Genomic DNA, 25,604 nt, shown 5'->3' with positions numbered 1-25,604 from the left:
TCCACAGAGTTGTGATCAGTTGCCGGGTTATCCCCTTTTCTGTCCGATCGCAACAGGGACGCCCTCACAGGCTTGTACGGTCATCAAGTCCTTGATGGCATTGGAGAAAAAACGCTTGTCCACAAAAATGTGGCTGCTCTACTACTCCTACTAATTTGAAATAAAGATATAGAAGAATAAGAAAGCCAAAAAAAACCGCCCGGAGGACCGGGCGGTGGTGTCAGAAAAACGCTGCGCCGGTGGCGCGCAGCTTTTCAGAGCGTGTGTGTGACGAGTTTGAAGTCCGGGTCTTCGGGAAACGGCTTGATGCTGTAACCGAGGCCCTTCATGAGGCGCAACATGCCCGGGTTGTTGGCCAGCACCAGGCCCTCGATCTCGGCCAGGCCCTTGTCACGCGCTTCTTCCATGATGCTGAGCATGAGACGCGAGCCCAGGCCCTTGCCGTTGAAGTCGTCAGCCACCACCAGCGAAAACTCGCAACTGGCCTTGTCGGGGTTGGTGATGTAGCGCGAGACGCCCACGATGCGCTCGGTTTCCACGATTTCGCCATCGGCGTCGGTCTTGCGGGTGCGGTGGATGGCCACCAGCGCCATCTCGCGGTCGTAGTCGATCAGGGTCAGCCGCGACAGCATCGACGGCGGCAGCTCCTTGAGCGATGACACGAAACGGAAATAGCGGCTCTCGGGCGACAGGTTCTGCACCAGGTCCTGCAGCATCTGGGCATCGTCGGGGTGGATCGGGCGGATGGTGTATTCACCGCCGCCGCGCAGCGGCCAGATCTGCTCGTAGCGCGCCGGGTAAGGCAGGATGGCCAGGTGGGCGTAGTTGCGTGCCGTGGCGGGCGCGCTGTCGATCACGATGCGGGCGTCCACCGCCACCGCGCCCGATTCGTCCACGATGATGGGGTTGATGTCCATCTCGCGCAGCTGGGGCAGCTCACAGACCATTTCCGAAACGCGCAGCAGCACGTGTTCCAGCGCGTCCATGTCGACCGCGCTGGCACCGCGCCATTCACCCAGGGTCTCGGCCACGCGGGAGCGGTCGATCAGGCGGCGGGCCAGGAACTGGTTGAGCGGCGGCAGCTCCATGGCGCGGTCGTCGATCAGTTCGATCATGGTGCCGCCGGCGCCGAAGGCGATCACCGGGCCGAAGGGGTCGTCGGTCACCAGGCCGATGCAGATCTCGCGGCCGCGTTTGTTGCGGGCCATTTTCTGGATCGTGACGCCGTTGATGCGTGCGCCGGGCTGGGCCTTGGTGACGGCCTGGATCATGGTGTTGTAGATGTCGCGCACGCCAACCGCGTTGAGCACGTTGAGCGCCACGCCGTTGACGTCGCTCTTGTGGCTGATGTCGGGCGAGTCGATCTTCAGCGCCACCGGGTAACCGAGTTGGGTGGCGATCATCATGGCTTCGTTGGCGCTGCGCGCCAGGATGGTCTGGGTGACCGGGATGTGGAAGGCCGAGAGCAAGGCCTTGGATTCCATCTCGGTCAGGATCTTGCGACGCTCGGTGAGCACGTTTTCGATCAGCAGGCGCGCGCCCTCGATGTCGGGCTGGGCCAGGGTGGACAGGGGCGGTGGCGTCTGCTGCAGCAGTTGCTGGTTCTGGTAGAAGCTGGCGATGTTGCCGAAGGCGCCCACGGCGGCTTCGGGCGTGCGGAAGCTGGGGATGTTGGCGGTGGCGAGCACGGTGCGCGCTTCGCCCACCGAGGCATCGCCCATCCAGCAGCAGAGCAGGGGTTTGCCCAGCCGGGGTTGGAGATCGGCCATGGCGCGCGCCACGTCGGCCGCATCGATACCCGACTTGGGTGAATGCACCACCAGGATGCCATCCACCGTGTTGTCGCGGCCGGCGGCGTCGATCGCGGCGCGGTAGTGTTCGGCCGAGGCCTCCTCGGAGAGGTCGATCAGGTCGTTGAGCGAAGCCAGGGCGGGCAGCAGGGGTTTGAGGCTGGCGATGGTGTCGGGCGCGAGCTTGCCCAGTTCCAGCGAAATCTCGCTCACCCAGTCGGCGGCCAGCACGCCGGGGCCGCCCCCGTTGGTGACGATGGCCAGGCGCTTGCCGACCGGGCGGTAGCGCGAAGCCAGGCATTTGGCGGCCGAGAACAGTTCAACGAAGGAGCGCACGCGCACCGCCCCGGCGCGGCGCAGTGCAGCGTCAAACACGTCGTCGCTGCCGACGATGGTGCCGCTGTGGGTCTGCGCGGCTTCGTTGCCCGCCTGCTTGCGCCCGGCCTTGAGCACCACCACCGGCTTGGCGTTGGCGGCTGCGCGCAGCGCGCTCATGAAACGGCGCGCGCTGGAGATGCCTTCCATGTAGACGACGATGCTGTGGGTTTGTGCATCGGAGGCGAGGAAATCGAGCACCTGGGCGATGTCGACCGAGGTGTTGGGGCCGAGTGAAACCACGGTGGAGAAGCCCACGGCGTTCTGGCTCGCCCAGTCCAGGATGGACGCCGTGAGCGCGCCCGATTGCGAGACCAGCGCGAGCGGGCCGGCGGCTGTCAGCGGGCCCACCACGCTGGCGTTGAGGCCGGCGCGCGGGCGCTGGAAGCCCAGGCTGTTGGGGCCGAGCAGGTGCATGCCGTGGCGACGCGCGACCCGGTGCATGTCGCCCGCCATGTCGGCCGTGGTGCCGCTGCCGACCACCAGCGCCGCCTTGCACTTGATGCGCCCGGCCACTTCCAGCGCGGCGATCGCCTCGGCCGGAGGCAGGGCGATGATGGCCAGGTCGGCCCGGGTCTGGGCCAGATCGGCCAGGGTGCCGGTGGTGTGGATGTCGAGGAAGACCAGGTTGCCGCTGAAGCGCTGGGCGGTCAGTGCGTTGATCAGCGCCCGCGCTTGCGGTATCTGGCTGTCGGGATCGTCGGTTTTGCCGGCAAAGACGGCGATGGTTTCGGGCAGGAAGAGCGGGGTGAGGTAGTGTTTGTCCATGAGGGACTCAGGTTGCTGAAGATTCGGATGGTTCGTGTTCTCAGTCGGCGCCGATCAGCACGCGCACATGGGCCGCGACACTGCGGGCGAGGGGGCTCAAAACGTAGCCGCCCTCCAGGCAGGAAATCACGCGCCCCTGGCAGTGTTTGCCGGCCAGTTTCATGAGTTGCTGGGTGACCCAGGCGTAGTCGGCTTCCACGAGGCCGAGGTTGCCCATGTCGTCTTCCCGGTGGGCGTCGAAGCCGGCCGAGATGTAGATCAGCTGCGGCGCGAAGGCGTCGAGCGCGGGAATCCAGTGGTCGGTGACCGCGGCGCGGAAGGCGTCGCTGCCGGAGCGGCTGGGCAGGCCGACGTTGACCATGTTCGGGCCGACGGCGTTCTCACCGTTGAAGGGATACAGGCCCTTCTCGAAGATGGAGCACATCAGCACGCGTTCGTCACCGCGGAAGATGTCTTCGCTGCCGTTGCCGTGGTGCACGTCGAAGTCGATCAGGGCGATGCGCTGCAGGCCGTGCACATCGAGCGCGTGGCGCATGCCAACGGCCACGTTGTTGAAGAAACAGAAACCCATGGCCGCCGAGCGCTCGGCGTGGTGGCCTGGCGGGCGCACGCTGCAGAAAGCGGTGGTGGTTCTGCACGTCAGCACCAGGTCGGTCGCCTGCACCGTGGCGCCTGCGGCGCGCAGGGCGGCCGAGAGCGTGTGTGGGCACATGTTGGTGTCCGGGTCCACCGGGTGCAGGCCTTCCTTGGGCGAGGCTTCGAAGATTTCGCGCACGTAGAGCGAGGCGTGGGCCCGGCCCAGCTGTTCCTCGGTGGCCATCGGCGCGTCGTACGGGATCATGTAATCCAGCAGACCCTTGACCAGCAGGTGGTCGTTGATGGCACCCAGGCGCTCGGGGCATTCGGGGTGGTGGGCACCCATGTCGTGGCGGGCACAGTCGGCGTGCGTGATGTAGGCGGACAGCATGGTCTTGTGGTCTCCTCGGGGGGTGGTGAGAGGCCGGGCCTCTGCGTGCCCGTGCGGATTGACATGCATCAATCTAGACCCGAATGCTGACAAGCATCTTGACGCACCGCAACAAGACCTTGCCGGAGCCCACCCCTGGAGCCTGGATCGGAGCGCGTGTCTGCTTTCCAGAAAGCGGTGGAACCGGCTTTGCCGGGCCACTCGCGTTTGCCCCTAGGGGGGTGACGCGAAGCGGCGCGGGGGGACGATCAGTGCAGGCCCGTCAGGGATGCCGCCACCGCACGCTTGAACGGCGTGAAGCGTTCACCCAGCCCCACCATGGCCTGGCGCAGCAGGCGGGCCGGCGTTTCTTCTCGGGTGTAGAGCGTGGCAAGGGCGTGGGTGGCCATGTAGAGGCCGCGGCTGGCGCCCTGGTGGGCGCGCTGGTAGCGCTGCAGCAGGGCGGGCGAGGCGATGTCCTGCCCTTTCTGATGCGCCTGGATCAGTGCCTTTGACAGGCTGTCAATGCTGCGCAGGCCGAGATTGAAGCCGTGGGCCGTGACCGGGTGCATGCCCACGGCGGCGTCGCCGACGACCGCGAAGCGCTGCGCCACCAGGCGGCGTGCCCAGACGCCCACCAGCGGGTAGGCGTGGCGCGTGCTGCTGAGCCGCATGGCGCCGAGCTGGTGGCCGAAGCGCTGCGCCATGGCGGCGTTGAACGCGTCTTCCGGCAGGTCCATCAGGGGCTGGAGTTCCTGGCTGGGCAGGGTGAGCACGACCGAGGAGCGCGGCAGGCCCGTCTGCGGACAGGGGTTCATGGGCAGCAGGGCGAGCGTCTGGCCGTGGTCGAACCACTCCCAGGCGGTCTCCAGGTGAGGCTGCTCGTGCGTCATGTTGCAGACCAGCATGGTGCGACCGTAGTCGTGCATGTCGGCCGGAATGCCCATGGCGCGGCGGGTGCTGGAATGGCGGCTGTCGGCGGCCACCACGAGTTTGGCGCTCAGGCGCTGACCGGCGGCAAGCGTGAGGTGGGCGCCGCTGGCGCCGGTGTGGATCTGGGTGACCTGTTCGCCGCAGCGCAGCTCGGGCGGCTGGCCGCTGGCGTCTTCGGGTGCCAGGGCCGCCTCGAAGGCGGCGCGGCGGATGTGGTGGTTGGCGACAAGGAAACCGAGTTCGGATTTGGGGCTCAGCTGGTGGCTGATGCGCATGCGCTGCTGGCCGGGGCCGGCGCCGCCGTCGAGCACGAGTGCGTCGCGCAGCGGCGCGATGTGGGCTTCACCGAGCAGGGGCCAGATCCCGAGCTGGCGCAGCAGCTCGGCGCTGTGCTGGGTGAGGGCAATTTCTCGGCCATCGAAAACGGGCTGTTGCAGCGCGTCGCGGGTGTGCTGTTCGATCAGGCCGATGTGCAGTCCGCTGCCGCGCAACGCTCGGGCCAGGCTCAGGCCGGCCGGGCCGGCGCCGATGATGATGAGGTCAAAGTCCATGGCGGGGCAGCTTATCGGGTGGCTGGGCGGTGGGGCTTGACTCAGGTCAAGCCCATGAAAAAGCCCCGACGGGCGGGGCTTGGGAAAGGGTTCGGGTCGGGTTCAGCTGCGCGGCTGCATCGGGGCATCGCAACCGGCACCGCCACCCATGCCACCCATGCCACCCATGCCACCCATGCGGTGGTGACCGCCGTGGTGGTGTTCGCCCATCATGCCGCGTTCACCCTGCAGGCCGGCGCGCTGGAAACCGCCGTGGCGCTGGCTGTCAAACACCTTCTGCTGCTCGGGCGTGAGCGCGGCGTAGAAGCTCTTGGTGGCGTCGATGCGCTTGTCCATCCGGGCGTCGCGTTCGGCTTTCAAGGCCTGCATCTTGTCCAGACGCTGCGGCGTGGTCAGCTTGGCCCAGTCTTCACGGTTCACGTCGCGACCCATGTATGGCTCCGGTGTGGTGCGGGCCACAAAGGCGCTCCACGCGGCTTCCTGCGCCGGCGTGATCTTCAGGGTTTCCTTGAGCTGGGCCTGGCGCTCGGCCATGCGTTTTTGCATGCGTTCCATGCGATAGGCCCGCTTCTGGGTGAGCTCGGCGCTGCCCGGTGTGGCGGCCGGTCCGGTCTGAGCGCGTTGGGCCATGTGTTGCGCACGCATGTCTTGCGACGGGGCACCCATGCCCTGGGCGATGGCGGTGGCGGAAACACCCACGAAAGCGGTGGCGAGGGCGGCGGCGATGAGGGTGCGTTGGCTGAACAGTTTCATGAATCACTCCTGAGGTTGAAGAAGGGCTTTCCAGAATGGGCAGGCGGGGTACCTGCTTCCGGAATGGCTTCAGTGTGAGCAGCTGCTGTATCTGCTCTGTGCTGGAGTGATGCCGGTTTGTAAAGATTTGTTCCGCTAACGCCTGGATGGCTTGCGGCAGATCAAGGATCCACAACCTGGCCGCCCAAGGTGGATCAACCCGCTGCGGGACAGCGACCCGCGCAGCGGTGGAGTGTGGGGGTCAGAGACTCCCGAGGTCGTCGAGGATCGGGCAGTCGGGCCGGTCGTTGCCGGGGCAATGGCACAGCAGTTCGTCCAGCGTGCGCTGCATGGCCTGCAGCGCTTCGATGCGCTGGCCCAGTTCGTCGCGGTGTTTCTGCGCGATGCGCTTGACGCTGGCGCTGCTGCGGCGCCGGTTGTGCCACAGGCTCACGAGTTCGGTGATGGCGTCGAGGCCGAAGCCCATGTCGCGCGAGCGGCGGATGAAGCGCAGGGTGTGCACGTCGGCCAGGCTGTATTGCCGGTAGTTGCTGTCGGTGCGCGCCACCGCGCCCAGCAGGCCGAGCGCTTCGTAATGCCGCAGCATCTTGGGCGAGATGCCGCTCAGGCTGGCTGCGGTGCCGATGTTGGCCGGCCAGGCGCCTGCGGCATCCAGCGGGAACTCGGCCACATCGCTGGGCCGGGCGGCACCGCTGGCGTGTTTCATGCAGCGACGGCGTAGCCTTCTTCGCTGATGGCCGCGGCCACCGCGTCGCGCGGCTGTTCGGTCTGGACTTCCACCAGGTTCTGGCTGCGGTCAATGCGCACCTCGGCCTGGGGGTCCAGGGTCTTGATGGCGGTGGTGACGGCTTTTTCGCAGTGGCCGCAGGTCATGCCCTGTACGGTGAAGGTCTGTTGGCTCATGGTGGTTCCTCAAATTGAAAGCTTGCATCTTCAGCCTTGACACGGTGTCAAGGTCAAGTCCCCAGGCGATGAACGATACACCTTGTCGCTTGACCTTCCCATGGGGGTAAAGCTTATAAACAGGGAGTTTCCCTTGCGCCTCTGCGCGTCTTCCCCTCAGGGGGCCACGCCAGCGGCCCGCCAGAGGCGGTTCCACGGCGTGTGCTATTAAAGATCTCATGAACACAGCAACCTTAGAAGCCTCGGAGCTTTCCCCATCCTCCTGCCAGATCGACCTGGGCATCGGCGGCATGACCTGTGCTTCCTGCGTCTCGCGCGTGGAGAAGGTGTTGAAGAAGCAGGCTGGCGTCAGCGGTGCGAGCGTGAACCTGGCCACCGAGTCGGCGCGCGTCACGCTCGCCGGCCCCGACGACGCCGAGACCCTGGCGCGCATCAAGCGCGCGGTGCGCGACGCTGGCTACGAGCCGCGCTCCATGGCCGCGATGGACGAAGACAGCAGCGAACGCTGGCACGGCATCCCGACCGACTTCCTGCCCGTGCTTGCAGGCCTGCTGCTCTCGGCGCCGCTGGCCCTGCCCATGGTGGGTGATCTGTTCGGCAAACACTGGATGCTGCCGTCGTGGTTGCAGTTCCTGCTCGCCACGCCGGTGCAGTTCTGGCTCGGCGCGCGCTTTTACAAAGCCGGCTGGCACGCGCTGAAGGCGCTCACCGGCAACATGGAGCTGCTGGTGGCCATCGGCACGACCGCCGGCTGGATGCTGTCCACCTGGCTCTGGTGGCGTGCCGAACCGGGCGAGATGGTGCACCTGTATTACGAAGGCTCGGCGGTGGTGATCACGCTGGTGCTGCTGGGCAAGTGGCTGGAGGCGCGCGCCAAGCGCCAGACCACCAGCGCCATCCGCGCGCTGCACGCGCTGCGGCCAGAGTGGGCGCACCTGTTGCCCGACGGCATCAAACGCACCGAAGAGACCGACGTGCCGGTGGACGAACTGCTGCCGGGCGACCTGATCACCGTGCGGCCGGGCGAACGTTTTCCGGCCGACGGCACGGTGGCGCAGGGCAGCACGCAGGCCGATGAGTCCATGCTCACCGGTGAAGCCATGCCGGTGGCCAAGGCGGTGGGCGACGGCGTGACAGGTGGCGCGCTCAACGGCGAGGGTGCGGTGCAGGTGAGCGTGCGCGCGGTGGGCGCGCAGAGCGTGCTGGCGCACATCATCGCGCTGGTGCAGGACGCGCAGGCGGGCAAGGCGCCGGTGCAGCGCCTGGTGGACCAGGTGGCGGCGGTGTTTGTGCCGGTGGTGCTGGTGATCGCGCTGATCACGCTGGGTGGCTGGCTCTACGTGGGCGCGCCGGTGGAAGAGGCCTTGTTGCACGCGGTGTCGGTGCTGGTGATCGCCTGCCCCTGCGCACTCGGCCTGGCCACGCCCGCGGCCATCATGGCCGGCACCGGGGTGGCGGCGCAGCACGGCATTTTGATCAAGGACGCGCAGGCGCTGGAGATCGCGCACCGCGTGGACACCGTGGCGTTTGACAAGACCGGCACGCTGACCGTTGGCCATCCGCGGCTGCGACTGATCGAGGCGGCCGCGGGTGTGGACGAGCTGGCGGTGTTGCAGGCGGCGAGCGCGCTGCAGGCGCAAAGCGCGCACCCGCTGGCGCGCGCCGTGCTGGAAGCTGCGGCCACGCGTGGGCTGACGGTGGCCGCCGATGCGGCGCAGGATGTGCAGGCGGTGTCGGGCCGCGGCAGCCTGGGCACGGTGCAGGGCGCGAAGCTGGCGTTGGGCAGCCTGCGCTGGATGGACGAGCTGGGTGCGGCCATGGGGCCGCTGGCGGCGCGCGTGCAGACGCTGCAGGACGAGGGCGCCACGGTGTCGGTGCTGGCGGCGCAGGGCGAGGCCGATCAATGGGCGCCGCTGGCCCTGCTGGCCTTCGCCGACGAGGCCAAGCCCGGCGCGGCCGCCGCGCTGGCCGGGCTGCGCGCCCAGGGCCTGCGGCTCTTCATGGTCTCGGGCGACAACCGCGGCGCCGCGCTGGCCATGGCCCACACGCTGGGCCTGCGGGCCGACGCAGGCGAGGTGATTGCCGAGGTGTTGCCGGGCGACAAGGCGGCGGTGGTGCGGCGCCTGAAGCAGGGGGAACGCGAACCGCCCGCGGGGCTGGTGGCGCTGGCGGCGGTGGAGGGTGGCACAGCGCCCGCGGCCGTCACAGCGGGTTCAAAAGAAAGCCACCACACCGTGGCGATGGTGGGCGATGGCGTGAACGATGCGCCGGCCTTGGCCGCCGCCGATGTGGGCCTCGCGATGAGCCACAGCCAGGGCGGCAGTTCCGACGTGGCGATGCACGCCGCGGGGATCACGCTCATGCGCGGTGACCCGATGCTGGTGGCCGCTGCGCTCGACATCTCTCGCCGCACCGTGAGCAAGATCCGGCAGAACCTGTTCTGGGCCTTCGCCTACAACGCCGCCGGCATCCCGCTCGCCGCGCTGGGCTACCTGAGCCCGGTGCTGGCCGGCGCGGCGATGGCCCTGAGCTCGGTGAGCGTCGTCAGCAACGCACTCTTGCTCAAGCGCTGGAAGCCACCGGTGCAGCGCTGAAACCCCGTGTGCCCGGCCGCTCACCCGTTGTCCGTGCTTCGGGGACGTCGCAACTTGGCGGGCAGGGTTGATGTGCATCAAGCTGGTGCGCGCCGTGTTCGGTGATAGTCTTGGGTCGAGTTAACCGACCGATGGGTCGGTTTTATGACCCCAGAGGAGACCAGCACCATGAACCACGAAGCCCTGCGGGTCATCCGCGACGAACACGCCTCCCTGGCGGCGATGCTGCAATCGCTCATGCAGATGGTCCGGCGCGGTCCCGATCCCGATGGGACGGGCCAGTCCGAGCTGTTTTTTGACGTGTTGCGGGCGATGCTGTTCTACATCGACGAATTTCCCGAGAAGCACCACCATCCCAAGGAGTCGGACCTGCTGTTCCCCCGCGTGGCGCGCGTGGCACCGCACACCATGGCCGCCATCGACCAGCTGGAGCGCGACCACATGCAGGGCGAGCTTCGGGTGCGCGAACTCATGCACCTGCTGATGGCCTGGGAGCTGCTGGGCGACACCCGGCGCCAGGCGTTCGAAGACGAGGTGACCCGCTATGTGGATTTCTACCTCGAGCACATGCGGCTCGAAGAGTCGGTGATCCTGCCGGAGGCCGAAAAGAGCCTGACCGACGCCGACTGGCACGCGCTCAACGCCGCGTTCGCCACCAACCAGGACCCCCTGAACAGCCGCGTACCGCGCGACCCGCAGTTCGACCGCCTGTTCACCCGCATCGTCATGCGCGCGCCCGCACCGGTCGGTCTGGGTCAGGGCTGATCGCCGCGCTCGATATCAGCCACCTCAACCTGCCCCGGACGCTGCGGCCAGGGCAGCGTGGCGCGGAACACCGGGCTGCGGCCAGCGAGCCCGATGCCCACCCGGACAGGCATCGCCCGTCCGCGCGGGCGCGCTCTGGCCCACAATGGCCGGCGATGTCCATCCCCTTGCCCGCTTCCCCGGCGCCCGACGCGTCCGACCGCACGCCCTACCTGCGCCTGGCCCTGGCGCTCTCGCTGGGCGCGGCGGTGTCGTTGGGCATCACGCGCTTTGCCTACGGCCTGCTGTTGCCGCCCATGCGCGACGACCTGGGCTGGAGCTACACCCTGGCCGGCGCCATGAACACCGCCAACGCTGTTGGCTACCTCATCGGTGCGCTGGCCATGTCGTGGCTGCTCAAACGCCTGTCGCCCATGCGCGTGCTGCTGGCGGGCTCGGTGCTGGCCACGCTGTTCATGGCCGCCAGCGGCTTTTTCACCGACGCCACGGCGCTGCTGCTGCAGCGCTGTCTGGCGGGTGTGGCGAGTGCGCTGGTGTTCAGCACCGGTGGCCTGCTGGCTGCCCGGCTGGGCGCGCGCCAACCGCATCGAAGTGGTTTTCTGCTCGGGCTGTATTACGGCGGCACCGGACTGGGCATCGTGGTCTCCGCGTTCGGCGTGCCCTGGCTGCTGGAACGGGCGGCCGGTCTGCCCCACGGCTGGGCCTGGGCGTGGTGGGGCCTGTCGGTGTTGTGTGCGCTGGCCACCGCGCTGCTGGCCTGGCCCGCGCGCGTGCTCGCGGCCAGCGAAGCTGCCCGCCCGGCTGCGGCCGCGTCTCCCGGTCAGGCCGCCGGACCGCTCGCCAGCCGCGTGTTCCGCATGCGCGACTTCGCCTTTGCGCTGGCGGGCTATGCCGGTTTTGGCGTGGGCTACATCGGCTACATGACCTTCGTGATCGCGCTGCTGCGCGAGCAAGGCAGCAGCCCCGGCGCGATCACCCTGTTTTACGCGCTGCTCGGGGTGGCGGTGGTGGCCTCGTCGCGCATCTGGGCCGGCCTGCTCGATCGCCACAGGAGCGGCCAGGCGCTGGCGCGGCTCAACGCCCTGCTCGGCGTGGCCGCCATCCTGCCCGCGCTCACCACCGCCTGGCCGCTCGTGATCGTTTCGGGCCTGCTGTTCGGTGGCGTGTTCCTCTCGGTGGTCGCGTCCACGACGGCGCTGGTGCGGCACAACCTGCCACCCGCGCAGTGGGCCGCAGGGATCAGCGCTTTCACCGTCATCTTCGCCGCCGGCCAGATCGTCGGCCCCACCGTGGTGGGCCTCATCGCCGACGGCCCGGGCGGGCTGGCGCGCGGGCTGGTGTTTTCAGCGCTGGCGCTGTGGGTGGGGGCGGCGCTGGCGCTGCGGCAGCGGGCGCTGTGAGGTGATGCTCAGCCGTGGATGCGCTGGGGCAGCTGCTGCACGGTCCAGATCGGACAGCCCAGTTCGCGCTCCATGGCGCTTGCCTGCGCCCACAGACCCTGATCCCCGGAAACCAGCGCGGCGGTTCGCGCTGTTCAGCGGCCATCGCTGTGGCGGGTGCCTGGGTGCGCGCCCAGACGATGGCGCCGTTTGCGATCGGTGCAACGCCCATGAAAAAGGGCCCCGATGAGCCCCTTGTCGTGATTCGGAACGCTGCAGGCGTCAGATCAAACCCTCGGCCTTCATCGCGGCCTGCACCGCCGGACGGGCCGCCACACGCTCGCGGTAGGCGGCGAGGTTGGCCAGGCCGCTCACGTCCAGGCCCAGTGGCTTGATCCAGTTGGTGACGGTGAAGAGGTAGCCGTCGGCCACGGTGAACTGGTCGCCCATCAGGTACTGCCGGCCGGCGAGTTGGCCGTCCACCCAGATCAGGCGCTGCAGCAGGCGGTTTTTGAAAATCTGCTTGGCCTCGGCGGGCTGGGCGGGGTTGAACAGGGGGCTGAAGCCGCCCTTGTGCAGTTCGGTTCCGATGAAGTTGAGCCACGACTGCAGCTGGTAGCGGGCCAGGGTGCCGTTGGCGGGGGCAAGGTTCTTCTCGGGTGCCTGGTCGGCGATGTACTGCACGATGGCCGGGCCTTCGCGCAGGGTTTCGCCGCTGTCGAGCGCGAGGAAGGGCACGTAGCCCAGCGGGTTGACGAGGTAGTAGTCGCTGCCATCGGGCAGCTTGTGCGTCTTGGTGGGTGCGGCGACGGCTTCGAACGCGAGACCGGCTTCGTGCAGGGCGATGTGGGGTGACAGCGAGCAGGCGCCGGGAGAGTAGTAGAGCTTCATGGGGTGGTTGCCTCGGGGGTTGCCGGGGGAGAGGGTGGGTCCGGGCTTGGGCACCGGGTGGCGGGATGCTAGCGGACGGGCCGGTTTTCTGCTGGGCGCGAGGGCTTTGGTGCTGTGTGGCCCGGTGGACGGTGGGTTGGTGCTTCAAATGGACTCATGAAGCTTGTGAATCGTTGGTATCTTGAGGTTCCAATTCCGAGCATTGCCACACCAAGGACCACCATGGCCACGGGACAGTTTGCCTACGCCAACAACACCAACCGCTTTCTGGCCGCGCCGGAACTGGGCGCACAGCCGTTTGCCGTGGCCGGTGTGCCGTTCGACGGCGTGGTGACGAACCGGCCGGGGGCGCGTTTCGGCCCGCAGGCGATCCGCGCGGCGAGCCTGATGCTGTGCGACGGCACCCACCCCGTGTTCGACGTGTCGCCGCTGGGCCGGCTGGGCGATGCGCTCGACATGCGCCTGCCCAACGCCTCGCCGCTGCCCGAGGTGCGCGCCGCCATCGAGGCGCAGGCGGCGGCGCTGATGGCGAAACACCACGGTGTGTTCCTCGGCGGCGACCACTCGGTCACGCTCCCGCTGCTGCGCGCGGCGAAGGCTCAATACGGCGGCGGCGAGCCGCTGGCCTGTGTGCATTTCGACGCGCACTGCGACACCTGGAGCGACCACTTCGGCGAACCCTCGGGCCATGGCACCTGGACCTACGAAGCGCTGCAGGAGGGGCTGATCAGCCCGGCGCACACGGTGCAGATCGGCATCCGCTCCAGCGGCGAGCGCGCCGCGCGTGAGTACGTGGCCGACCAGGGCGGGCAGATCTTCACGGCGCGCGCGCTGCGCGGGCTCGACGGTGCGGGGTTGCGGCCCGCGATCGACGCGATCCGCGCGCGCATCGGCCAGCGGCCCTGTTACCTGACGCTGGACATCGACGTGCTGGACCCGGCGTTCGCGCCCGGCACCGGCACGCCCGAGCCCGGCGGGCTGACCAGTTCGCAGGTGCTGACCTTCATCGAGGAGCTGGCCGGGCTGAACTGGATCGGCATGGACTGCGTGGAGGTGGCTCCGGCCTACGACCACGCCGAGCTCACCAGCAACGCCGCGGCGAACTTTGTCTGGACCTATCTGTGTGGCCAGGTGGCCAAAGCGGCCCGAACGCCGAAAGGGGGCTGACCCATGTTCTCGCGCTCCTTGCTGGGCTCCGACACCCAGCTCAACCAGCAGAGCTATTACGAAGCCAGCGTGATCCGGCCCTTGCCGAATGCGCCCCTGCGCGGCGCGGTGCAGGCCGACGTGGTGGTGGTGGGCGCGGGCTTTGCGGGCCTGAGCGCGGCGCTGGAGCTGGCGCAGCAGGGCCTGAGCGTGGTGGTGCTGGAAGCCGACCGCGTGGGCAGCGGCGCGAGCGGGCGCAACGGTGGTCAGGCCATCGTGGGCTATGCCAGCGGGCAGGGACCGTTTGAAGCGCAGCTGGGTGAGGCCGATGCGCAATGTGCCTGGGACATGTCGGTCGAGGCGGTGGACCTGATCGAGCAGCGGACCCTGGCCCTCGGCATCGACTGCGACTGGCAGCGCGGCTACACCTATGTGGCCGAATCGGCCCGAAAGGCGCGCGCGCTGCAGGCCGAGGTGGACGATCTGCGGCGGCGCGGCGTGGTCTGTGATGTGGCGACGGGCGACGATGTGCGCCGGCTCATCGACAGTCCGCGGTATGTGGCCGCGGCGTACGAACGGCGTTCGGGGCATCTGCACCCGCTGAAGTACGCGCTCGGTCTGGCGCGGGTGGCGCAGGCGACGGGCGTGCGCCTGTTTGAGAACACGCCGGTGACCGGCCTGCGGCGCGGCCAGACGCTGGTGGCCACGACCGCGCACGGGCAGGTGACGGCGCGCTTTGGCGTGCTGGCGGGCAACTGCATGCTGCCCGAATACGGCCCGCAGGTGGCGCCCGAGATCACGCCGCGCGTGATGCCGGTGGGCACCTACATGGTGGGCACCGCGCCACTGGACCCGGCCCTGTGCGAGCGCCTGATCGCGCACAAGGCGGCGGTCTGCGACAACAACTTCGTGCTCGACTATTTCCGTTTCAGCGCCGACCACCGGCTGCTGTTTGGCGGGCGCGTGAGCTACACGACCATGACGCCGCACGACCTGAAGGGGGTGATGGCGCGGCGCCTGTGCGCCGTGTTCCCGGCCTTGAAGGGCGTCCCGATCGAATACGTCTGGGGGGGCTTCGTGGACATCAGCATGAACCGCGCGCCCGACTTTGGCCGCCTGGGCGACAACCTCTATTACCTGCAGGGCTTCAGCGGCCACGGTGTGGCGCTCACCGGGCTGGCGGGCCAGCTCGTGGCCGAGGCGGTGGCGGGGCAGGCGGGCCGTTTTGATGTCTTCAGCCGCCTGCAGCACCGCCCGTTTCCCGGCGGCTCCCTGCTGCGCACGCCCAGCCTGGCGCTGGGCATGCTCTGGTACCGCTTGCGCGATGCACTTTGAGGGCCATTGGCCCTCAAAGCATCACCGTTGCTGGCGCGGCTCGCCCCGTTCGTTCACCGTGATGGTGTTGCCCGGGTCCATGGCCATCTGGACGCGGTGGTCCTGGCCGCGGAAGTTGTAGGACACGTCCCAGAACGCGGGTTGCGCGCCACCGGGGGTGTTTTCGCAGCGCCGCACGTCCTGCGTGGCGGCCTGCCCATCACGACCGACGTTGGCACCGAGCGCGGCACCCGCGATCACCCCACCCACGGTGGCGATGTCCTTGCCGCTGCCGCCGCCCACCTGGTGGCCCAGGATGCCGCCGATGAGGGCGCCAGCCAGCGCACCGGGCACGTTGGCGTTGCCGCCCTGGCCCTGCACCTGTTCACGCTCAACCCAGCAGCGCTGCCCCGAGGTGGCGAGCACGGCCCGCACGGACGTGACCGGGGCTTCGAAGAGGCGCTCGTTGTTGCGGCGGCGGCTGTCGTAGACCGCCACCGGTTGCGGCGCGTAGCGGTGGTTGTCGATGCGATCGTTGCCTTCAACGGTGCGCACGGACGAGATGCTGTCGTTCATGCCCATGGCTTCCAGCGAAGGGTAGCGGCCGGGACGCAGCACGACGCAGCGGCCGCGGTACCGTTTGTCGTCGCAGACCTCCCAGCGCTCACCGATCACCACCGCCGAGGTGGCGCGGTCGTTGAAACCGGCCCGTTTGAGGTTGGCGATGGCTTCTTCTGCGGTAAAGGAGCGGCCCTGGAAGCCCGCCCGTTCGAAGAAGGTGACCTGGCCGTCCACTGGGGCGTGTCCGAATGGAGGTGCATAGCGGTCGGGGCGGATGCGCACGTTGCCCGCGACGGTACGCACCGAGGTGACCTCGTTGTCCAGACCCATCGCTTCCAGCGACGGGTAACGTCCGGGGCGCAGCACGACGCAGCGCCCGCGGTAGCGGTTGTCGTCGCAGACCTCCCAGCGTTCACCGACCACGACCGCCGACGAGGCGCGGTCGTTGAAGCCGTAGCGGCGGAAGTTGGGGATGGCCCCGGTGGTGGTGAAGGCGCGGCCGTCGAAGCCTTTGCGCTCGTAGAACGTGACCTGGGGCGCGACCACGACCGGAACCGGCGCGTAGCGGTCGTCGTCCACCCGGGCGTTGCGGGCGATGGCGCGCGCCGAGGAGAGCTCGTCGTTCAGGCCCATGTCGGCCAGCGAAGGGTATTTCCCCGGACGCAGCACCACACAGCGACCCTGGAAACCGCTGTGCTCACAAACCTCCCAGCGGTTGCCGACGATCACCACGGACGAGGTGCGGTCGTTGAAGCTGTAGCGGTCGAACCGGGTGATTTCCTGGTTGGCACGCACGGTCCGGCCGCCAAAGTCCGGGTTTTCGTAGAAGGTGGCCTGCGCGGCCACCTGGGCACTGAAGGCGATGCCGGCCACGGCCAGCAGGGTTCTTGATAGGGAAGTCATGTCGGGGTCTCCTGAAAGGTTGTCACCTGTCAGTTTGATCCCCGGTTTCCATCGGGTCTGTGCGCTGTCGCACACGCTGCCGAAAGATCCTATCCCGTGCCGCCCAGGCCGTACCACGGTGGGGTGATGTCCTGGACGTACAGGTCCGGCGGGTGCGTGGGCACACCGGGAAACGCCGATGCCGGGGTGCCGGGGGCGCGCAGGAAGCGCCGGCAGGCCGTGCCATCGGCGGGCGCGGTCCCGGGCGGGGTCCGGAGCGCCGGGACCCGGGCGTTCAGGCCCGCCTGAAAGTGCGCCAGATGGAGAGAGCAGGACATGGAGGGGGATTTGCTTGGAAGGACGGGCCGGTGGTGCGATGGGCTTGCGCAATCGCTGTGCCAGCCGACCCTCCCTGCCCGGTGTGTGCCCCATGAGGCCCTTGAATCTGTTGGCTTTTCGGACCGTTTCGACGCCGTTCGCAGCACCGGGACCGGGGGTCGGTGGGTGGGGCAGATGCCCCGTTTGGGCCCGTCGCCGGGGGTTTTGCCCCACCCACCGCTGAGGCCTGCTGAGCGGCGATCAGGCGCCCGCCGCCAGCGGGTTTTGCGTTACGCTGCCCAGCATGGAATGGGATCCACCATGACCCGAACAAGCTTCTCTGGTGCCCGCCTGCTGGCTTCCCTGCGGGCCTTTTTCGCCCATTCGCCGCTGACCTGGACACGCCGTTTTGCCGTGCTCAGCCTGGTGTGCATCGCCCTCTCGGCCTTGACCAGCGCGACCCTGCTGTCGCGCCATGTGTCCGAGCGCATGCTCTGGCGCAACGCCGAGCTGGCGCAGGAGTTCCTCGACAGCCTGGTGCGCATGCAGGACGGCCACCGCCTGTTCCAGCAGGGCGGCGAGGCCCGGCAGTTCGAGCAGCTGTTTGGCGAGATGGCGCGCATGCCGGGGCTGGTGCACACCAATGTGTTTGATGCGCAGCGCCGGCTGGTGTGGTCCACCAACCCCGAGGCCATCGGGCGCGACGCCGGGGTCAACGCCGAACTGGACGAAGCACTGGGCGGACGGCTGGCGCTGGAGAGCGCGCTGCTGGAGGCTTCCAGCTTCATCAAGCCGGAACACGCGTTCGTGCCCGACGACGGGCGCGATGCCATCGAGGTCTACATCCCGGTCCGGGACGCGGCCACCCACCGCGTGGTCGGTGTGGCCGAGCTCTACATGCTGCCCACGCGCCTGATCGACTCGGTGCACGAGGTGACGCGTTACGTGTGGCTGGCCTGCGCGGGTGGCGGCCTGCTGACCTACCTGGTGCTGGTCTGGATGGTGATGCAGGCCGACCGGCAGATCGCGGCCCAGCAGCGGACCATCGTGACCAACGAGTCCCTGGCCGCCGTGGGCGACATGGCGTCGGCGGTGGCGCACGGCTTGCGCAACCCGCTGGCGTCGATCCGCTCCAGCGCCGAGCTGATCGCCATGGGCCCCGAGCAGCCGCGGGAGGCGAACGACATCATGTCGGAGGTGGATCGGCTGCAGGCCTGGATCGCCAAACTGCTGGCCTACGCCCAGCAGGGCGGCCGGGCGCTCCAGCCTTTGTGTCTGCGTGACCTGCTCGACGCCGTGCTGGCCGCGCACGCGCCGCGCGCCCGGCGCCAGGGGATCGCCGTGTCGTGTGAACTGGCCCCCGACCTGCCACAGGTCTGGGCCGACGCGCCCGCGCTGGAGCAGGTGGTGGACAACCTGGTCAGCAACGCGCTCGATGCCATGCCCGCGGGCGGCGAGCTCCGCCTGAGCGCCGCGCTGGAAAAGGGCGTGCTGAACCTGGTGGTGGCGGACAACGGTGTGGGCATCCCGGCCGACGATCTGGAGCGTGTGTTCACGCCCTTCCACACCACCAAGCGCAGCGGCCTCGGTGTCGGCCTGCCGCTGGCGCGCCGCAGCATCGAGCGGCTCGGCGGCACGCTGACGCTGGAGAGCCGGCCCGGCCAGGGCACCCGCGCCCGCATCCGCTGGCCGGTGCGCAGCCACCCCGCAACCCAAGACCTGCCCAACTGAACCGGAACACCGACCCCATGAGCTACAGCGTTCTGATTGTGGAAGACGAGCCCGTGCTGGCGCGCAACATGCACACCTACCTGGAGCGCCACGGCATCGGCTGCCAGCTCGCGGCCAGTGGCGAAGAAGGCCTGGAACTGCTGGAGGCCGAGCGCCCGGACGTGGTCCTGCTGGACCACAACCTGCCGGGCAAGACGGGGCTGGCCGTGCTCCGCCTGATGCGCGAGCGTGAGCCGAACCTGCCGGTGGTGATGGCCACCGGGCACGGCAGCGAGCAGGTGGCGGTGGACGCGATGCGGGCCGGCGCTTTCGACTACCTGATCAAGCCGGTGTCGCTGCACCAGCTCAAGCAGGTGCTGGACCGCGCGGTGCAGCAGCAGCGCCAGGCGCAGGAGCTGCGGCACCTGCGGGCGGGCAGTGCGGTGGCGTTGCCCGAGGGCCAGGGCATCGCGGCGCTGGTCGGCGACTCTGCGCCCATGCAGCGCCTGCGCGGGCGCTTGCGCCAGCTGGTGGAGGCCGATGCGCAGATGACCGACGGGTTCGCCCCGGCGGTGCTGATCGGCGGCGAGACCGGCACCGGCAAGGAGCTGGTGGCGCGCGCGCTGCATTTCGAAGGGCCGCGGCGCAACGGACCGTTCGTCGAAATCAATTGCGCCGGTCTGCCCTCCCAGCTGGTGGAGAGCGAACTGTTCGGTCACGAACGCGGGGCTTTCACCGATGCGCGTGAGCGGCGCATCGGCCTGGTGGAGGCGGCGCACGGCGGCACGCTGTTCCTGGACGAGGTGGGTGAGCTGGAACTGGCCACCCAGGCCAAGTTGCTCAAGCTGCTGGAAGACCACCAGGTGCGACGTCTGGGCAGCGTGCGCGCGCGGACGGTGGACGTGCGGGTGCTGGTGGCAACCAACCGCTCACTGGAGGCCATGGTGAAAGAGGGCCGGTTTCGCGACGACCTGTATTTCCGGCTCGGGACTTTGAAAGTCAACCTGCCGCCCCTGCGCCAGCGCCAAGGCGACGTGACCCAGCTGGCGCTGCTGTTCCTGGCCCGTTCGGCGCGCCGTTATGGCAAGGGCCCGCTGGTGTTTTCCGCAGAGGCCCTGCAGCGCATGGAGGCGCACAACTGGCCGGGCAATGTGCGCGAGCTGGCCAATACGGTGGAGCAGTGCGCGATGCTGGCGGGCGACCCGGTGATCGAGGCCGACGATTTGCCCCTGCCGGTGGCGCTGGAGGCGGGGTTCGCCGGCGTGGCGCCGCTGAACACCGACCCGCTGCCGACCAGCCTGCCCGACGCCGAGCGCCGGCTGTTGCTCAGCGCGCTGGAGCGCAACCGCTGGAACGTCACCCAGGCGGCGCGCGCGCTGGGCATCTCGCGCGACACCATGCGCTACCGGATCGACAAGTTCGATCTCCGCGAAGGCGGTCCGGCGGCCTGAGCGCTCAGCGGTGCCTCAGGTTTTCTTCAGGCTCCGGACGGCCGCACTGAGCACCGGGCCGCAGCGCTTGATGTCGGACAGCGGCGCATAGCCGTAGCCGATCACCAGGCCCCTGAGGTCTTTGCGGGCGAGGCAGTAGGCCGAGAGCGGGCGCACCGTGAGACCCTGTTGCGCGATGCGCTGGGCCAGCGCGACGTCGTCCACCGCGGCGGGCAGGCGCAGGCACAGGTGCAGGCCCTGTTCAGCGCCGCTGATGGCGGGGCCTTCGGTGCCGGGCGCGAGCACCGGCTTGAGCGCTTCCAGCAAGGCCTGCCGGCGCTCGCCGTAGCTCTGGCGGGCGCGGCGCAGCGCGCTGCTGAAGTGGCCCATCTCGATGAACTCGGCGAGCGCAGCCTGCATGGGCATCTGGCCGGGGCGGTTGAGGTCGTAATGCGCCTGCTTGAAAGCGGCGACGAGCGGCTTGGGCACGACCAGGTAGCCCAGCTTGATGCCGGGGTAGAGCACCTTGGAGAAGGTGCCCATGTAGAGCACGCGGCCATCGGTGTCCAGGCCTTCGAGGCTGGAAATGGGCGGGCCGCTGAAACGGTATTCGCTGTCGTAGTCGTCTTCGAGCACCCAGGCGCCGTGTGCGCGCGCGGTGGAGAGCAACTGGTGGCGCCGCGGCAGCGACATCACCGCGCCGGTGGGGTACTGGTGCGAGGGCGTGACGTAGATCAGGCGTGGCGGCTGGGCGTTGTCGGCGGCGCTGGGGCAGATGCCTTCGTCGTCCACCGGCACCGGGTGGATCGCCAGGCCGGTGGCCATGAAGGCCTTGACGGCACCCCAGTAGGCCGGGTCTTCGACCCACACGGTGTCGCCGTGGTCGGCCAGCAGCCGGGCGCAGAGTTCGAGCGACTGCTGGGTGCCGGTGGTGACGATGACCTGGTCCGCATCCAGCTGCACGCTGCGGAACACGCGCAGGTAGTCGGCGATGGCGCGGCGCAGCGGGGCGTAGCCGCCGGAGTCGTTGTAGTCCAGCATGTCCGGGTAGGTCATGCGCCAGTGTTTGTTTTGCAGGCGCTGCCAGAGCGTGAGCGGGAAGGCGCTGAAGTCGGCGATGCCGGGCGTGAAGGGCTGGACTTCGAGCTGCGTGGCGCAGAACGTGGTGGATAACGCCAGACCGCGGGCCGACAGGCGCGAGGGCGCTACCGTCGGGGCGCCGCGCTGGTGGGGCCGGGCGGCAGAGGCCGGGTTGACCCGCGGCACGTTGTCGTTGACAAAGGTCCCGCTGCCCACCCGGCTGACCAGATAGCCTTCAACGCTGAGCTGGTTGATCGCCGCGACCACGGTGTTGCGCGACAGGCCCAGGTCCTGCGCCAGGTCGCGGCTGGAGGACAGGCGCTCACCCGCACCGAGCTTGCCGTCGAGCATGGCGCGGCGCAGGGCCTCGTACAGTTGGCGGTGCAGGGGCAGGACGTCCTGGCTGCCCAGTCGGTTCATCTCGCTCAGCAAAAACTCGGACAGCATGGGTGTTGGAAAAAATGTTCAATGGACTGTTCGGAGCGGAGTGCCTCACCCTGAAGCAACGTGGAACCGGCTTTGCCGGGCCACCCGTGCGGACCCCCTCAGGGGGAAGCCGCGTCAGCGGCACAGGAGGGTATTCGCGAAATGGCACCATAAGGTGGCATCAACTGGCTCTGATTGTGATCCAATTTGAGCATCAGAATCAAGTGACGTATTTGGAGATTCCATGAACAAGCTGCCGCCCTGCATGGTTTGGCTGCCAGCCGACCACCGCCTCATGGGCGATCACGGGCATCTGATGCCGTTTTTGCTGCTGGGTGACAAATACGCGCGCGCCGTCAAGGTGGGAGCCCAGGCCCAGCCGGTGATGTTCCCGCTGGCCGAGACGGGCGACATCAGCGACCTGCTGGCGATGGTGGATGGCGTGATGCTGACCGGATCGCCCTCCAATGTGCACCCCTCGCATTTTGATGAAGACGTGGCCGACCCCAGCCTGCCGCTGGACCCCGCGCGCGACTTGCTGACGCTGGCGCTGGTGAAGGCCTGCGTGCACGAAGGCGTGCCGCTGCTGGGCGTGTGCCGGGGTTTCCAGGAGATCAATGTGGCGCTGGGTGGCCGGCTGCACCAGCGGGTGCACGAAGTGCCGGGCCTGGCGGACCACCGTGAACCCAAGGCCGCCCCTTTTGAAGAACAGTACGCGCCCAGCCACCCGATCCGGCTGGCGCCGGGCAGTGTGTTCGAGGCCTGGGCTGGTGGCGCCGAGACGATGGTGAATTCGCTGCACGGCCAGGGCATCAGTCAGCTCGCGCCCGGGCTGGAGGCACTGGGTCATGCACCCGATGGTCTGGTGGAGGCGTTCGGCGTCAAGGGCGCCCACACCTTCGCCTACGCTGTGCAGTTCCACCCCGAATGGCGATGCTGGGAAACGCCGTTCTACGCCGCGATCTTCGAGGCCTTCGGCAAGGCCTGCCGCCAGCGCATGAGCTTGCGCATGCAGGCCGCGGACCTGAACCGCAGCCGCGTCACCCTCGGCGCCTGAGCGTTTTTCCCAACCCGGCAGCACCGCACACAACGACAGACAAGGAACCGGCACATGACAGCCCCCAAAACCGTGATCACTTTCAACGACCTGGAGAACTGGCTCAACGAGCGCCGCGTCACCGAGGTGGAATGCCTGGTGCCCGACCTGACCGGGGTGGCGCGCGGCAAGATCCTGCCGCGCGGCAAGTTCACCGAAGACCGTGGCATGCGCCTGCCCCAGGCCATCGTGGGCATGGGGGTGACGGGCGAGTTCCCCGAGAGCGGTCCGTACTACGACGTGGTGGACCCGACCGACAAGGACATGCAGCTGCGCCCGGATCCTTCTACCGTGCGCATCGTGCCCTGGGCCACCGACCCGACCGCGCAGGTGATCCACGACTGCTTTGACCACGAAGGCAAGCTGGTGCCGTTTGCGCCGCGCAGCGTGCTGCGCCGCATCTGCGACCTCTATGCCACCGAGGGCTGGGAGCCGGTGGTGGCGCCCGAGCTGGAGTTCTACCTGACCGCGCGCAACACCGATCCGAACACCCTGCTCAAGCCGCCGATCGGCCGCAGCGGCCGCGCCGAGACTTCGCGCCAGGCCTACAGCATCGACGCGGTGAACGAGTTCGATCCGCTGTTCGAGGAGATCTACGACTACTGCGACAAGATGGAGCTCAACGTGGACACGCTGATCCACGAGGTGGGCGCGGGGCAGATGGAGATCAACTTCTTCCACGCTCATCCGCTGGGCCTGGCCGACGAGGTGTTCTTCTTCAAGCGCACGGTGCGCGAGGCCGCGCTGCGCCACGACATGTACGCCACCTTCATGGCCAAGCCGATCGCCGGCGAGCCCGGCAGCGCCATGCACGTGCACCAGAGCATCCTGGACAAGGCCACCGGCAAGAACATCTTCAGCAACGAGGACGGCACGGCGTCCGATGCCTTCCACCACTACATCGGCGGCCTGCAGCGCTACATACCGGCCGCCATGGTGCTGGTGGCGCCCTACGTCAACAGCTACCGCCGCCTCTCGCGCCACACGGCCGCGCCGATCAACATCGAGTGGGGCCACGACAACCGAACGGTGGGCATCCGCTCGCCGATCTCCAGCCCGGCCGCGCGCCGGGTGGAAAACCGCGTGATCGGTGCCGACGCCAACCCCTATGTGGCGATGGCCATGACGCTGGCCTGCGGTTACCTGGGCATGAAGAACAAGATCAAGCCCAAGCCCGAGATGAAGGGTGACGCCTACCTGGCGCCGTACTCGCTGCCGCGCTCGCTGGGCGAAGCGCTGGACTGGCTGCGCCGCGAGCCCGACCTGCACGAGGTGCTGGGCAAGGAATTCATCACCATCTACACCGAGATCAAGGAACTGGAGTTCGACGAGTTCATGAAGGTCATATCCCCTTGGGAACGTGAGCATCTACTCCTCCACGTCTGAACACGCCATTCAAGGACCGACCATGAACCCCTCGACCCTCATCGCCCCGCCCGCTCTGGTCCGCCGCGCCGAGCAGCAGGACACCCAGGCCATCCAGGCGCTGGACAGTGCGCACTTCATCCACCCCTTCACCGACCACGCCGGGCTGGCCTCGCGCGGCGCGCGGGTGATCACGCACGCGGACAACATCTATGTGTGGGACTCCGAAGGCGCCAAGATCCTGGACGCGATGAGCGGCCTGTGGTGCGTGAACGCAGGTTACGGCCGCAAGGAGCTGGCCGACGCGGCCTACCAGCAGATGATGACGCTGCCGTTCTACAACAGCTTCTTCAACACCACCAACGTGCCGGCGGTGCAGCTGGCGACCAAGCTCGCCTCGCTGGCGCCCAAGGTCGGTGGGCGCAGCTTTGAACATGTCTTTTTCAGCAGCAGCGGCAGCGAAAGCAACGACACCAACGTGCGCATGGTGCGCCGTTACTGGGACCTGCTGGGTCAGCCGCAGCGCAAGGTGATCATCAGCCGCAACAACGCCTACCACGGCAGCACCATGGCGGGCGCCTCGTTGGGTGGCATGAGCGGCATGCACGCGCAGGGCGACCTGCCGATCCCGAACATCACCCACATCGAGCAGCCGCACCATTGGGAAAACGCGTTGCCCGGTGAGAGCAAGGCCGACTTCGGCCGCCGCGCCGCGGGCTGGCTGGAAGCGAAGATTCTGGAAGTGGGCGCAGACAAGGTGGCCGCCTTCATCGCCGAGCCGGTGCAGGGCGCGGGCGGGGTGATCATTCCGCCCGAGACCTACTGGCCCGAGATCCAGCGCATCGTCGACCAGTACGGCATCCTGCTGATTTCCGACGAGGTGATCTGCGCCTTTGGCCGCCTGGGCCACTGGTTCGCTTATGAGAAGTTCGGCTACCGGCCCGACCTGGTCACTTTTGCCAAAGGCGTGACGAGTGGCTACATCCCGCTCGGCGGTGTGATGGTGGGCGACCGCGTGGCCAAGGTGCTGATCGAGCAGGGCGGCGAGTTCAACCACGGCTACACCTACAGCGGCCACCCGGTGGCCTGCGCGGTGGCGCTGGCCAACCTGGAGCTGATGGAGCGCGAGAACCTGGTGGGCCGGGTGAAGGACGACGTCGGTCCCTACCTGGCCCAGCGCTTTGCCGAACTCAACGCGCATCCGCTGGTGGGCGACGCCGAGACCTGCGGCTTCGTGGCCGGTCTGGTGCTGGTGAAAAACAAGACGACCCGGCAGATGTTCGACGCGGACCTCGGCGTGGGCATGATCTGCCGCGGCCACTGTTTCAAAAACGGGCTGATCATGCGCGCCGTGGGCGACCGCATGATCATCGCGCCGCCGCTGGTGATGACACGCGCCCAGATCGACGAGATGATGGCCCTGATCCGCCGCTGCCTGGACGCCACGCTGGACGACCTGCGCGCTGCCGGGCAACTGGCCTGAACCGCCCGTGGATGGGGCCCGAAGGGCGCCCGGTGTTGCCCCGATTCGGTGACCGCTGAATCTTTGTTACAGTGTTTCCATGCCCCAAAGCGGGGATAAAGTTGGTCTGTAACTTGCATGCTCCCGGGTGTGCAAGCCAGCCGGT

General features: G+C 68.2%; 20 protein-coding genes. 10 read left to right on the top strand and 10 right to left on the bottom strand.

Going from position 1 to position 25,604, the window contains the following annotated elements; all coding sequences use genetic code 11:
- Positions 1-254 precede the first annotated feature (254 nt).
- From ACN5W5_RS16490 to ACN5W5_RS16465, 6 genes are all read right to left on the bottom strand, one after another.
- On the bottom strand, positions 255-2,933 hold the full coding sequence (locus ACN5W5_RS16490; RefSeq protein ID WP_420049575.1) for a GNAT family N-acetyltransferase: 2,679 nt from the start codon (positions 2,931-2,933) through the stop codon (positions 255-257).
- A gap of 40 nt (positions 2,934-2,973) precedes the next feature.
- On the bottom strand, positions 2,974-3,900 hold the full coding sequence (locus tag ACN5W5_RS16485) for a histone deacetylase family protein (RefSeq protein WP_420049574.1): 927 nt from the start codon (positions 3,898-3,900) through the stop codon (positions 2,974-2,976).
- Positions 3,901-4,148: 248 nt separating this feature from the next.
- The gene (gene ubiM, locus ACN5W5_RS16480; RefSeq protein ID WP_420049573.1) at positions 4,149-5,363 is read right to left on the bottom strand and encodes a 5-demethoxyubiquinol-8 5-hydroxylase UbiM; all 1,215 of its coding nucleotides are present in this window, start codon (positions 5,361-5,363) and stop codon (positions 4,149-4,151) included.
- Between the two features lie 102 nt (positions 5,364-5,465).
- Complete coding sequence (locus ACN5W5_RS16475) at positions 5,466-6,116, bottom strand: Spy/CpxP family protein refolding chaperone (protein ID WP_420049572.1); 651 nt, start codon at positions 6,114-6,116, stop codon at positions 5,466-5,468.
- 241 nt (positions 6,117-6,357) lie between these two features.
- Positions 6,358-6,822, bottom strand: coding sequence for a Cu(I)-responsive transcriptional regulator (gene cueR / locus ACN5W5_RS16470; RefSeq protein WP_420049571.1), 465 nt, complete (start codon positions 6,820-6,822; stop codon positions 6,358-6,360).
- Complete coding sequence (locus ACN5W5_RS16465) at positions 6,819-7,019, bottom strand: heavy-metal-associated domain-containing protein (RefSeq protein WP_420049570.1); 201 nt, start codon at positions 7,017-7,019, stop codon at positions 6,819-6,821. Before ACN5W5_RS16465 ends, cueR begins: the two co-directional genes overlap by 4 nt.
- Positions 7,020-7,237: 218 nt before the next feature.
- Between ACN5W5_RS16465 and ACN5W5_RS16460 the strand changes: the two genes are divergently transcribed.
- The 3 genes from ACN5W5_RS16460 (at position 7,238) to ACN5W5_RS16450 (ending at position 11,778) form a co-directional block, all read left to right on the top strand.
- A complete protein-coding gene (locus tag ACN5W5_RS16460) occupies positions 7,238-9,613 on the top strand; it encodes a heavy metal translocating P-type ATPase (protein ID WP_420049569.1) in 2,376 nt (791 codons plus the stop codon).
- A gap of 168 nt (positions 9,614-9,781) precedes the next feature.
- Positions 9,782-10,378 carry a hemerythrin domain-containing protein gene (locus ACN5W5_RS16455; RefSeq protein ID WP_420049568.1) on the top strand — a complete coding sequence of 199 codons (597 nt, stop codon included), beginning with the start codon at positions 9,782-9,784 and terminating at the stop codon, positions 10,376-10,378.
- Between the two features lie 155 nt (positions 10,379-10,533).
- The gene (locus tag ACN5W5_RS16450; RefSeq protein WP_420049567.1) at positions 10,534-11,778 is read left to right on the top strand and encodes a YbfB/YjiJ family MFS transporter; all 1,245 of its coding nucleotides are present in this window, start codon (positions 10,534-10,536) and stop codon (positions 11,776-11,778) included.
- A gap of 261 nt (positions 11,779-12,039) precedes the next feature.
- On the opposite strand, the gene gstA is transcribed toward ACN5W5_RS16450, so the two are convergent.
- The gene (gene gstA / locus ACN5W5_RS16445; RefSeq protein ID WP_420049566.1) at positions 12,040-12,648 is read right to left on the bottom strand and encodes a glutathione transferase GstA; all 609 of its coding nucleotides are present in this window, start codon (positions 12,646-12,648) and stop codon (positions 12,040-12,042) included.
- Positions 12,649-12,870: 222 nt separating this feature from the next.
- Here gstA and speB point away from each other — a divergent pair, with 222 nt between their 5' ends.
- Positions 12,871-13,815 (top strand): agmatinase, encoded by a 945-nt coding sequence (speB, locus tag ACN5W5_RS16440; protein WP_420049565.1) that lies wholly within the window; start codon positions 12,871-12,873, stop codon positions 13,813-13,815.
- Between the two features lie 3 nt (positions 13,816-13,818).
- Complete coding sequence (locus ACN5W5_RS16435; protein WP_420049564.1) at positions 13,819-15,129, top strand: NAD(P)/FAD-dependent oxidoreductase; 1,311 nt, start codon at positions 13,819-13,821, stop codon at positions 15,127-15,129.
- Positions 15,130-15,150: 21 nt separating this feature from the next.
- On the opposite strand, the gene ACN5W5_RS16430 is transcribed toward ACN5W5_RS16435, so the two are convergent.
- Together ACN5W5_RS16430 and ACN5W5_RS16425 are read right to left on the bottom strand one after the other, a co-directional pair.
- A complete protein-coding gene (locus tag ACN5W5_RS16430; RefSeq protein ID WP_420049563.1) occupies positions 15,151-16,572 on the bottom strand; it encodes a beta/gamma crystallin-related protein in 1,422 nt (473 codons plus the stop codon).
- Between the two features lie 89 nt (positions 16,573-16,661).
- Complete coding sequence (locus ACN5W5_RS16425; protein ID WP_420049562.1) at positions 16,662-16,889, bottom strand: hypothetical protein; 228 nt, start codon at positions 16,887-16,889, stop codon at positions 16,662-16,664.
- Positions 16,890-17,190: 301 nt separating this feature from the next.
- Here ACN5W5_RS16425 and ACN5W5_RS16420 point away from each other — a divergent pair, with 301 nt between their 5' ends.
- Together ACN5W5_RS16420 and ACN5W5_RS16415 are read left to right on the top strand one after the other, a co-directional pair.
- Positions 17,191-18,600, top strand: coding sequence for a sensor histidine kinase (locus ACN5W5_RS16420; RefSeq protein ID WP_420049561.1), 1,410 nt, complete (start codon positions 17,191-17,193; stop codon positions 18,598-18,600).
- Positions 18,601-18,617: 17 nt separating this feature from the next.
- On the top strand, positions 18,618-20,030 hold the full coding sequence (locus ACN5W5_RS16415) for a sigma-54-dependent transcriptional regulator (RefSeq protein WP_420049560.1): 1,413 nt from the start codon (positions 18,618-18,620) through the stop codon (positions 20,028-20,030).
- A gap of 15 nt (positions 20,031-20,045) precedes the next feature.
- On the opposite strand, the gene ACN5W5_RS16410 is transcribed toward ACN5W5_RS16415, so the two are convergent.
- Positions 20,046-21,536, bottom strand: coding sequence for a PLP-dependent aminotransferase family protein (locus ACN5W5_RS16410; protein WP_420049559.1), 1,491 nt, complete (start codon positions 21,534-21,536; stop codon positions 20,046-20,048).
- A 223-nt stretch (positions 21,537-21,759) separates the two neighbouring features.
- Here ACN5W5_RS16410 and ACN5W5_RS16405 point away from each other — a divergent pair, with 223 nt between their 5' ends.
- Genes ACN5W5_RS16405 through ACN5W5_RS16395 form a run of 3 tightly spaced genes read left to right on the top strand, consistent with a single transcriptional unit; the run spans position 21,760 to position 25,459 of the window.
- On the top strand, positions 21,760-22,572 hold the full coding sequence (locus ACN5W5_RS16405; protein ID WP_420049558.1) for a gamma-glutamyl-gamma-aminobutyrate hydrolase family protein: 813 nt from the start codon (positions 21,760-21,762) through the stop codon (positions 22,570-22,572).
- 54 nt (positions 22,573-22,626) lie between these two features.
- Positions 22,627-23,997, top strand: coding sequence for a glutamine synthetase family protein (locus ACN5W5_RS16400; protein WP_420049557.1), 1,371 nt, complete (start codon positions 22,627-22,629; stop codon positions 23,995-23,997).
- 22 nt (positions 23,998-24,019) lie between these two features.
- Positions 24,020-25,459, top strand: coding sequence for an aspartate aminotransferase family protein (locus tag ACN5W5_RS16395; protein ID WP_420049556.1), 1,440 nt, complete (start codon positions 24,020-24,022; stop codon positions 25,457-25,459).
- Positions 25,460-25,604: the final 145 nt, after the last annotated feature.

Origin of the sequence: Hydrogenophaga sp. ZJX-1 (assembly GCF_048590325.1) — a bacterium.
Lineage (GTDB): Bacteria > Pseudomonadota > Gammaproteobacteria > Burkholderiales > Burkholderiaceae_C > Hydrogenophaga.
The sequence above is the reverse complement of the archived record's forward strand: the minus strand, read 5'-3'. Positions and strand labels throughout refer to the sequence as shown.

Bases quoted from the DNA above. Each gene is read 5' to 3' on its own strand.
- ACN5W5_RS16490 (WP_420049575.1), bottom strand. From the start codon at position 2,933: ATGGACAAACACTACCTCACCCCGCTCTTCCTGCCCGAAACCATCGCC.
- ACN5W5_RS16485 (WP_420049574.1), bottom strand. From the start codon at position 3,900: ATGCTGTCCGCCTACATCACGCACGCCGACTGTGCCCGCCACGACATG.
- ubiM (WP_420049573.1), bottom strand. From the start codon at position 5,363: ATGGACTTTGACCTCATCATCATCGGCGCCGGCCCGGCCGGCCTGAGC.
- ACN5W5_RS16475 (WP_420049572.1), bottom strand. From the start codon at position 6,116: ATGAAACTGTTCAGCCAACGCACCCTCATCGCCGCCGCCCTCGCCACC.
- cueR (WP_420049571.1), bottom strand. From the start codon at position 6,822: ATGAAACACGCCAGCGGTGCCGCCCGGCCCAGCGATGTGGCCGAGTTC.
- ACN5W5_RS16465 (WP_420049570.1), bottom strand. From the start codon at position 7,019: ATGAGCCAACAGACCTTCACCGTACAGGGCATGACCTGCGGCCACTGC.
- ACN5W5_RS16460 (WP_420049569.1), top strand. From the start codon at position 7,238: ATGAACACAGCAACCTTAGAAGCCTCGGAGCTTTCCCCATCCTCCTGC.
- ACN5W5_RS16455 (WP_420049568.1), top strand. From the start codon at position 9,782: ATGAACCACGAAGCCCTGCGGGTCATCCGCGACGAACACGCCTCCCTG.
- ACN5W5_RS16450 (WP_420049567.1), top strand. From the start codon at position 10,534: ATGTCCATCCCCTTGCCCGCTTCCCCGGCGCCCGACGCGTCCGACCGC.
- gstA (WP_420049566.1), bottom strand. From the start codon at position 12,648: ATGAAGCTCTACTACTCTCCCGGCGCCTGCTCGCTGTCACCCCACATC.
- speB (WP_420049565.1), top strand. From the start codon at position 12,871: ATGGCCACGGGACAGTTTGCCTACGCCAACAACACCAACCGCTTTCTG.
- ACN5W5_RS16435 (WP_420049564.1), top strand. From the start codon at position 13,819: ATGTTCTCGCGCTCCTTGCTGGGCTCCGACACCCAGCTCAACCAGCAG.
- ACN5W5_RS16430 (WP_420049563.1), bottom strand. From the start codon at position 16,572: ATGACTTCCCTATCAAGAACCCTGCTGGCCGTGGCCGGCATCGCCTTC.
- ACN5W5_RS16425 (WP_420049562.1), bottom strand. From the start codon at position 16,889: ATGTCCTGCTCTCTCCATCTGGCGCACTTTCAGGCGGGCCTGAACGCC.
- ACN5W5_RS16420 (WP_420049561.1), top strand. From the start codon at position 17,191: ATGACCCGAACAAGCTTCTCTGGTGCCCGCCTGCTGGCTTCCCTGCGG.
- ACN5W5_RS16415 (WP_420049560.1), top strand. From the start codon at position 18,618: ATGAGCTACAGCGTTCTGATTGTGGAAGACGAGCCCGTGCTGGCGCGC.
- ACN5W5_RS16410 (WP_420049559.1), bottom strand. From the start codon at position 21,536: ATGCTGTCCGAGTTTTTGCTGAGCGAGATGAACCGACTGGGCAGCCAG.
- ACN5W5_RS16405 (WP_420049558.1), top strand. From the start codon at position 21,760: ATGAACAAGCTGCCGCCCTGCATGGTTTGGCTGCCAGCCGACCACCGC.
- ACN5W5_RS16400 (WP_420049557.1), top strand. From the start codon at position 22,627: ATGACAGCCCCCAAAACCGTGATCACTTTCAACGACCTGGAGAACTGG.
- ACN5W5_RS16395 (WP_420049556.1), top strand. From the start codon at position 24,020: ATGAACCCCTCGACCCTCATCGCCCCGCCCGCTCTGGTCCGCCGCGCC.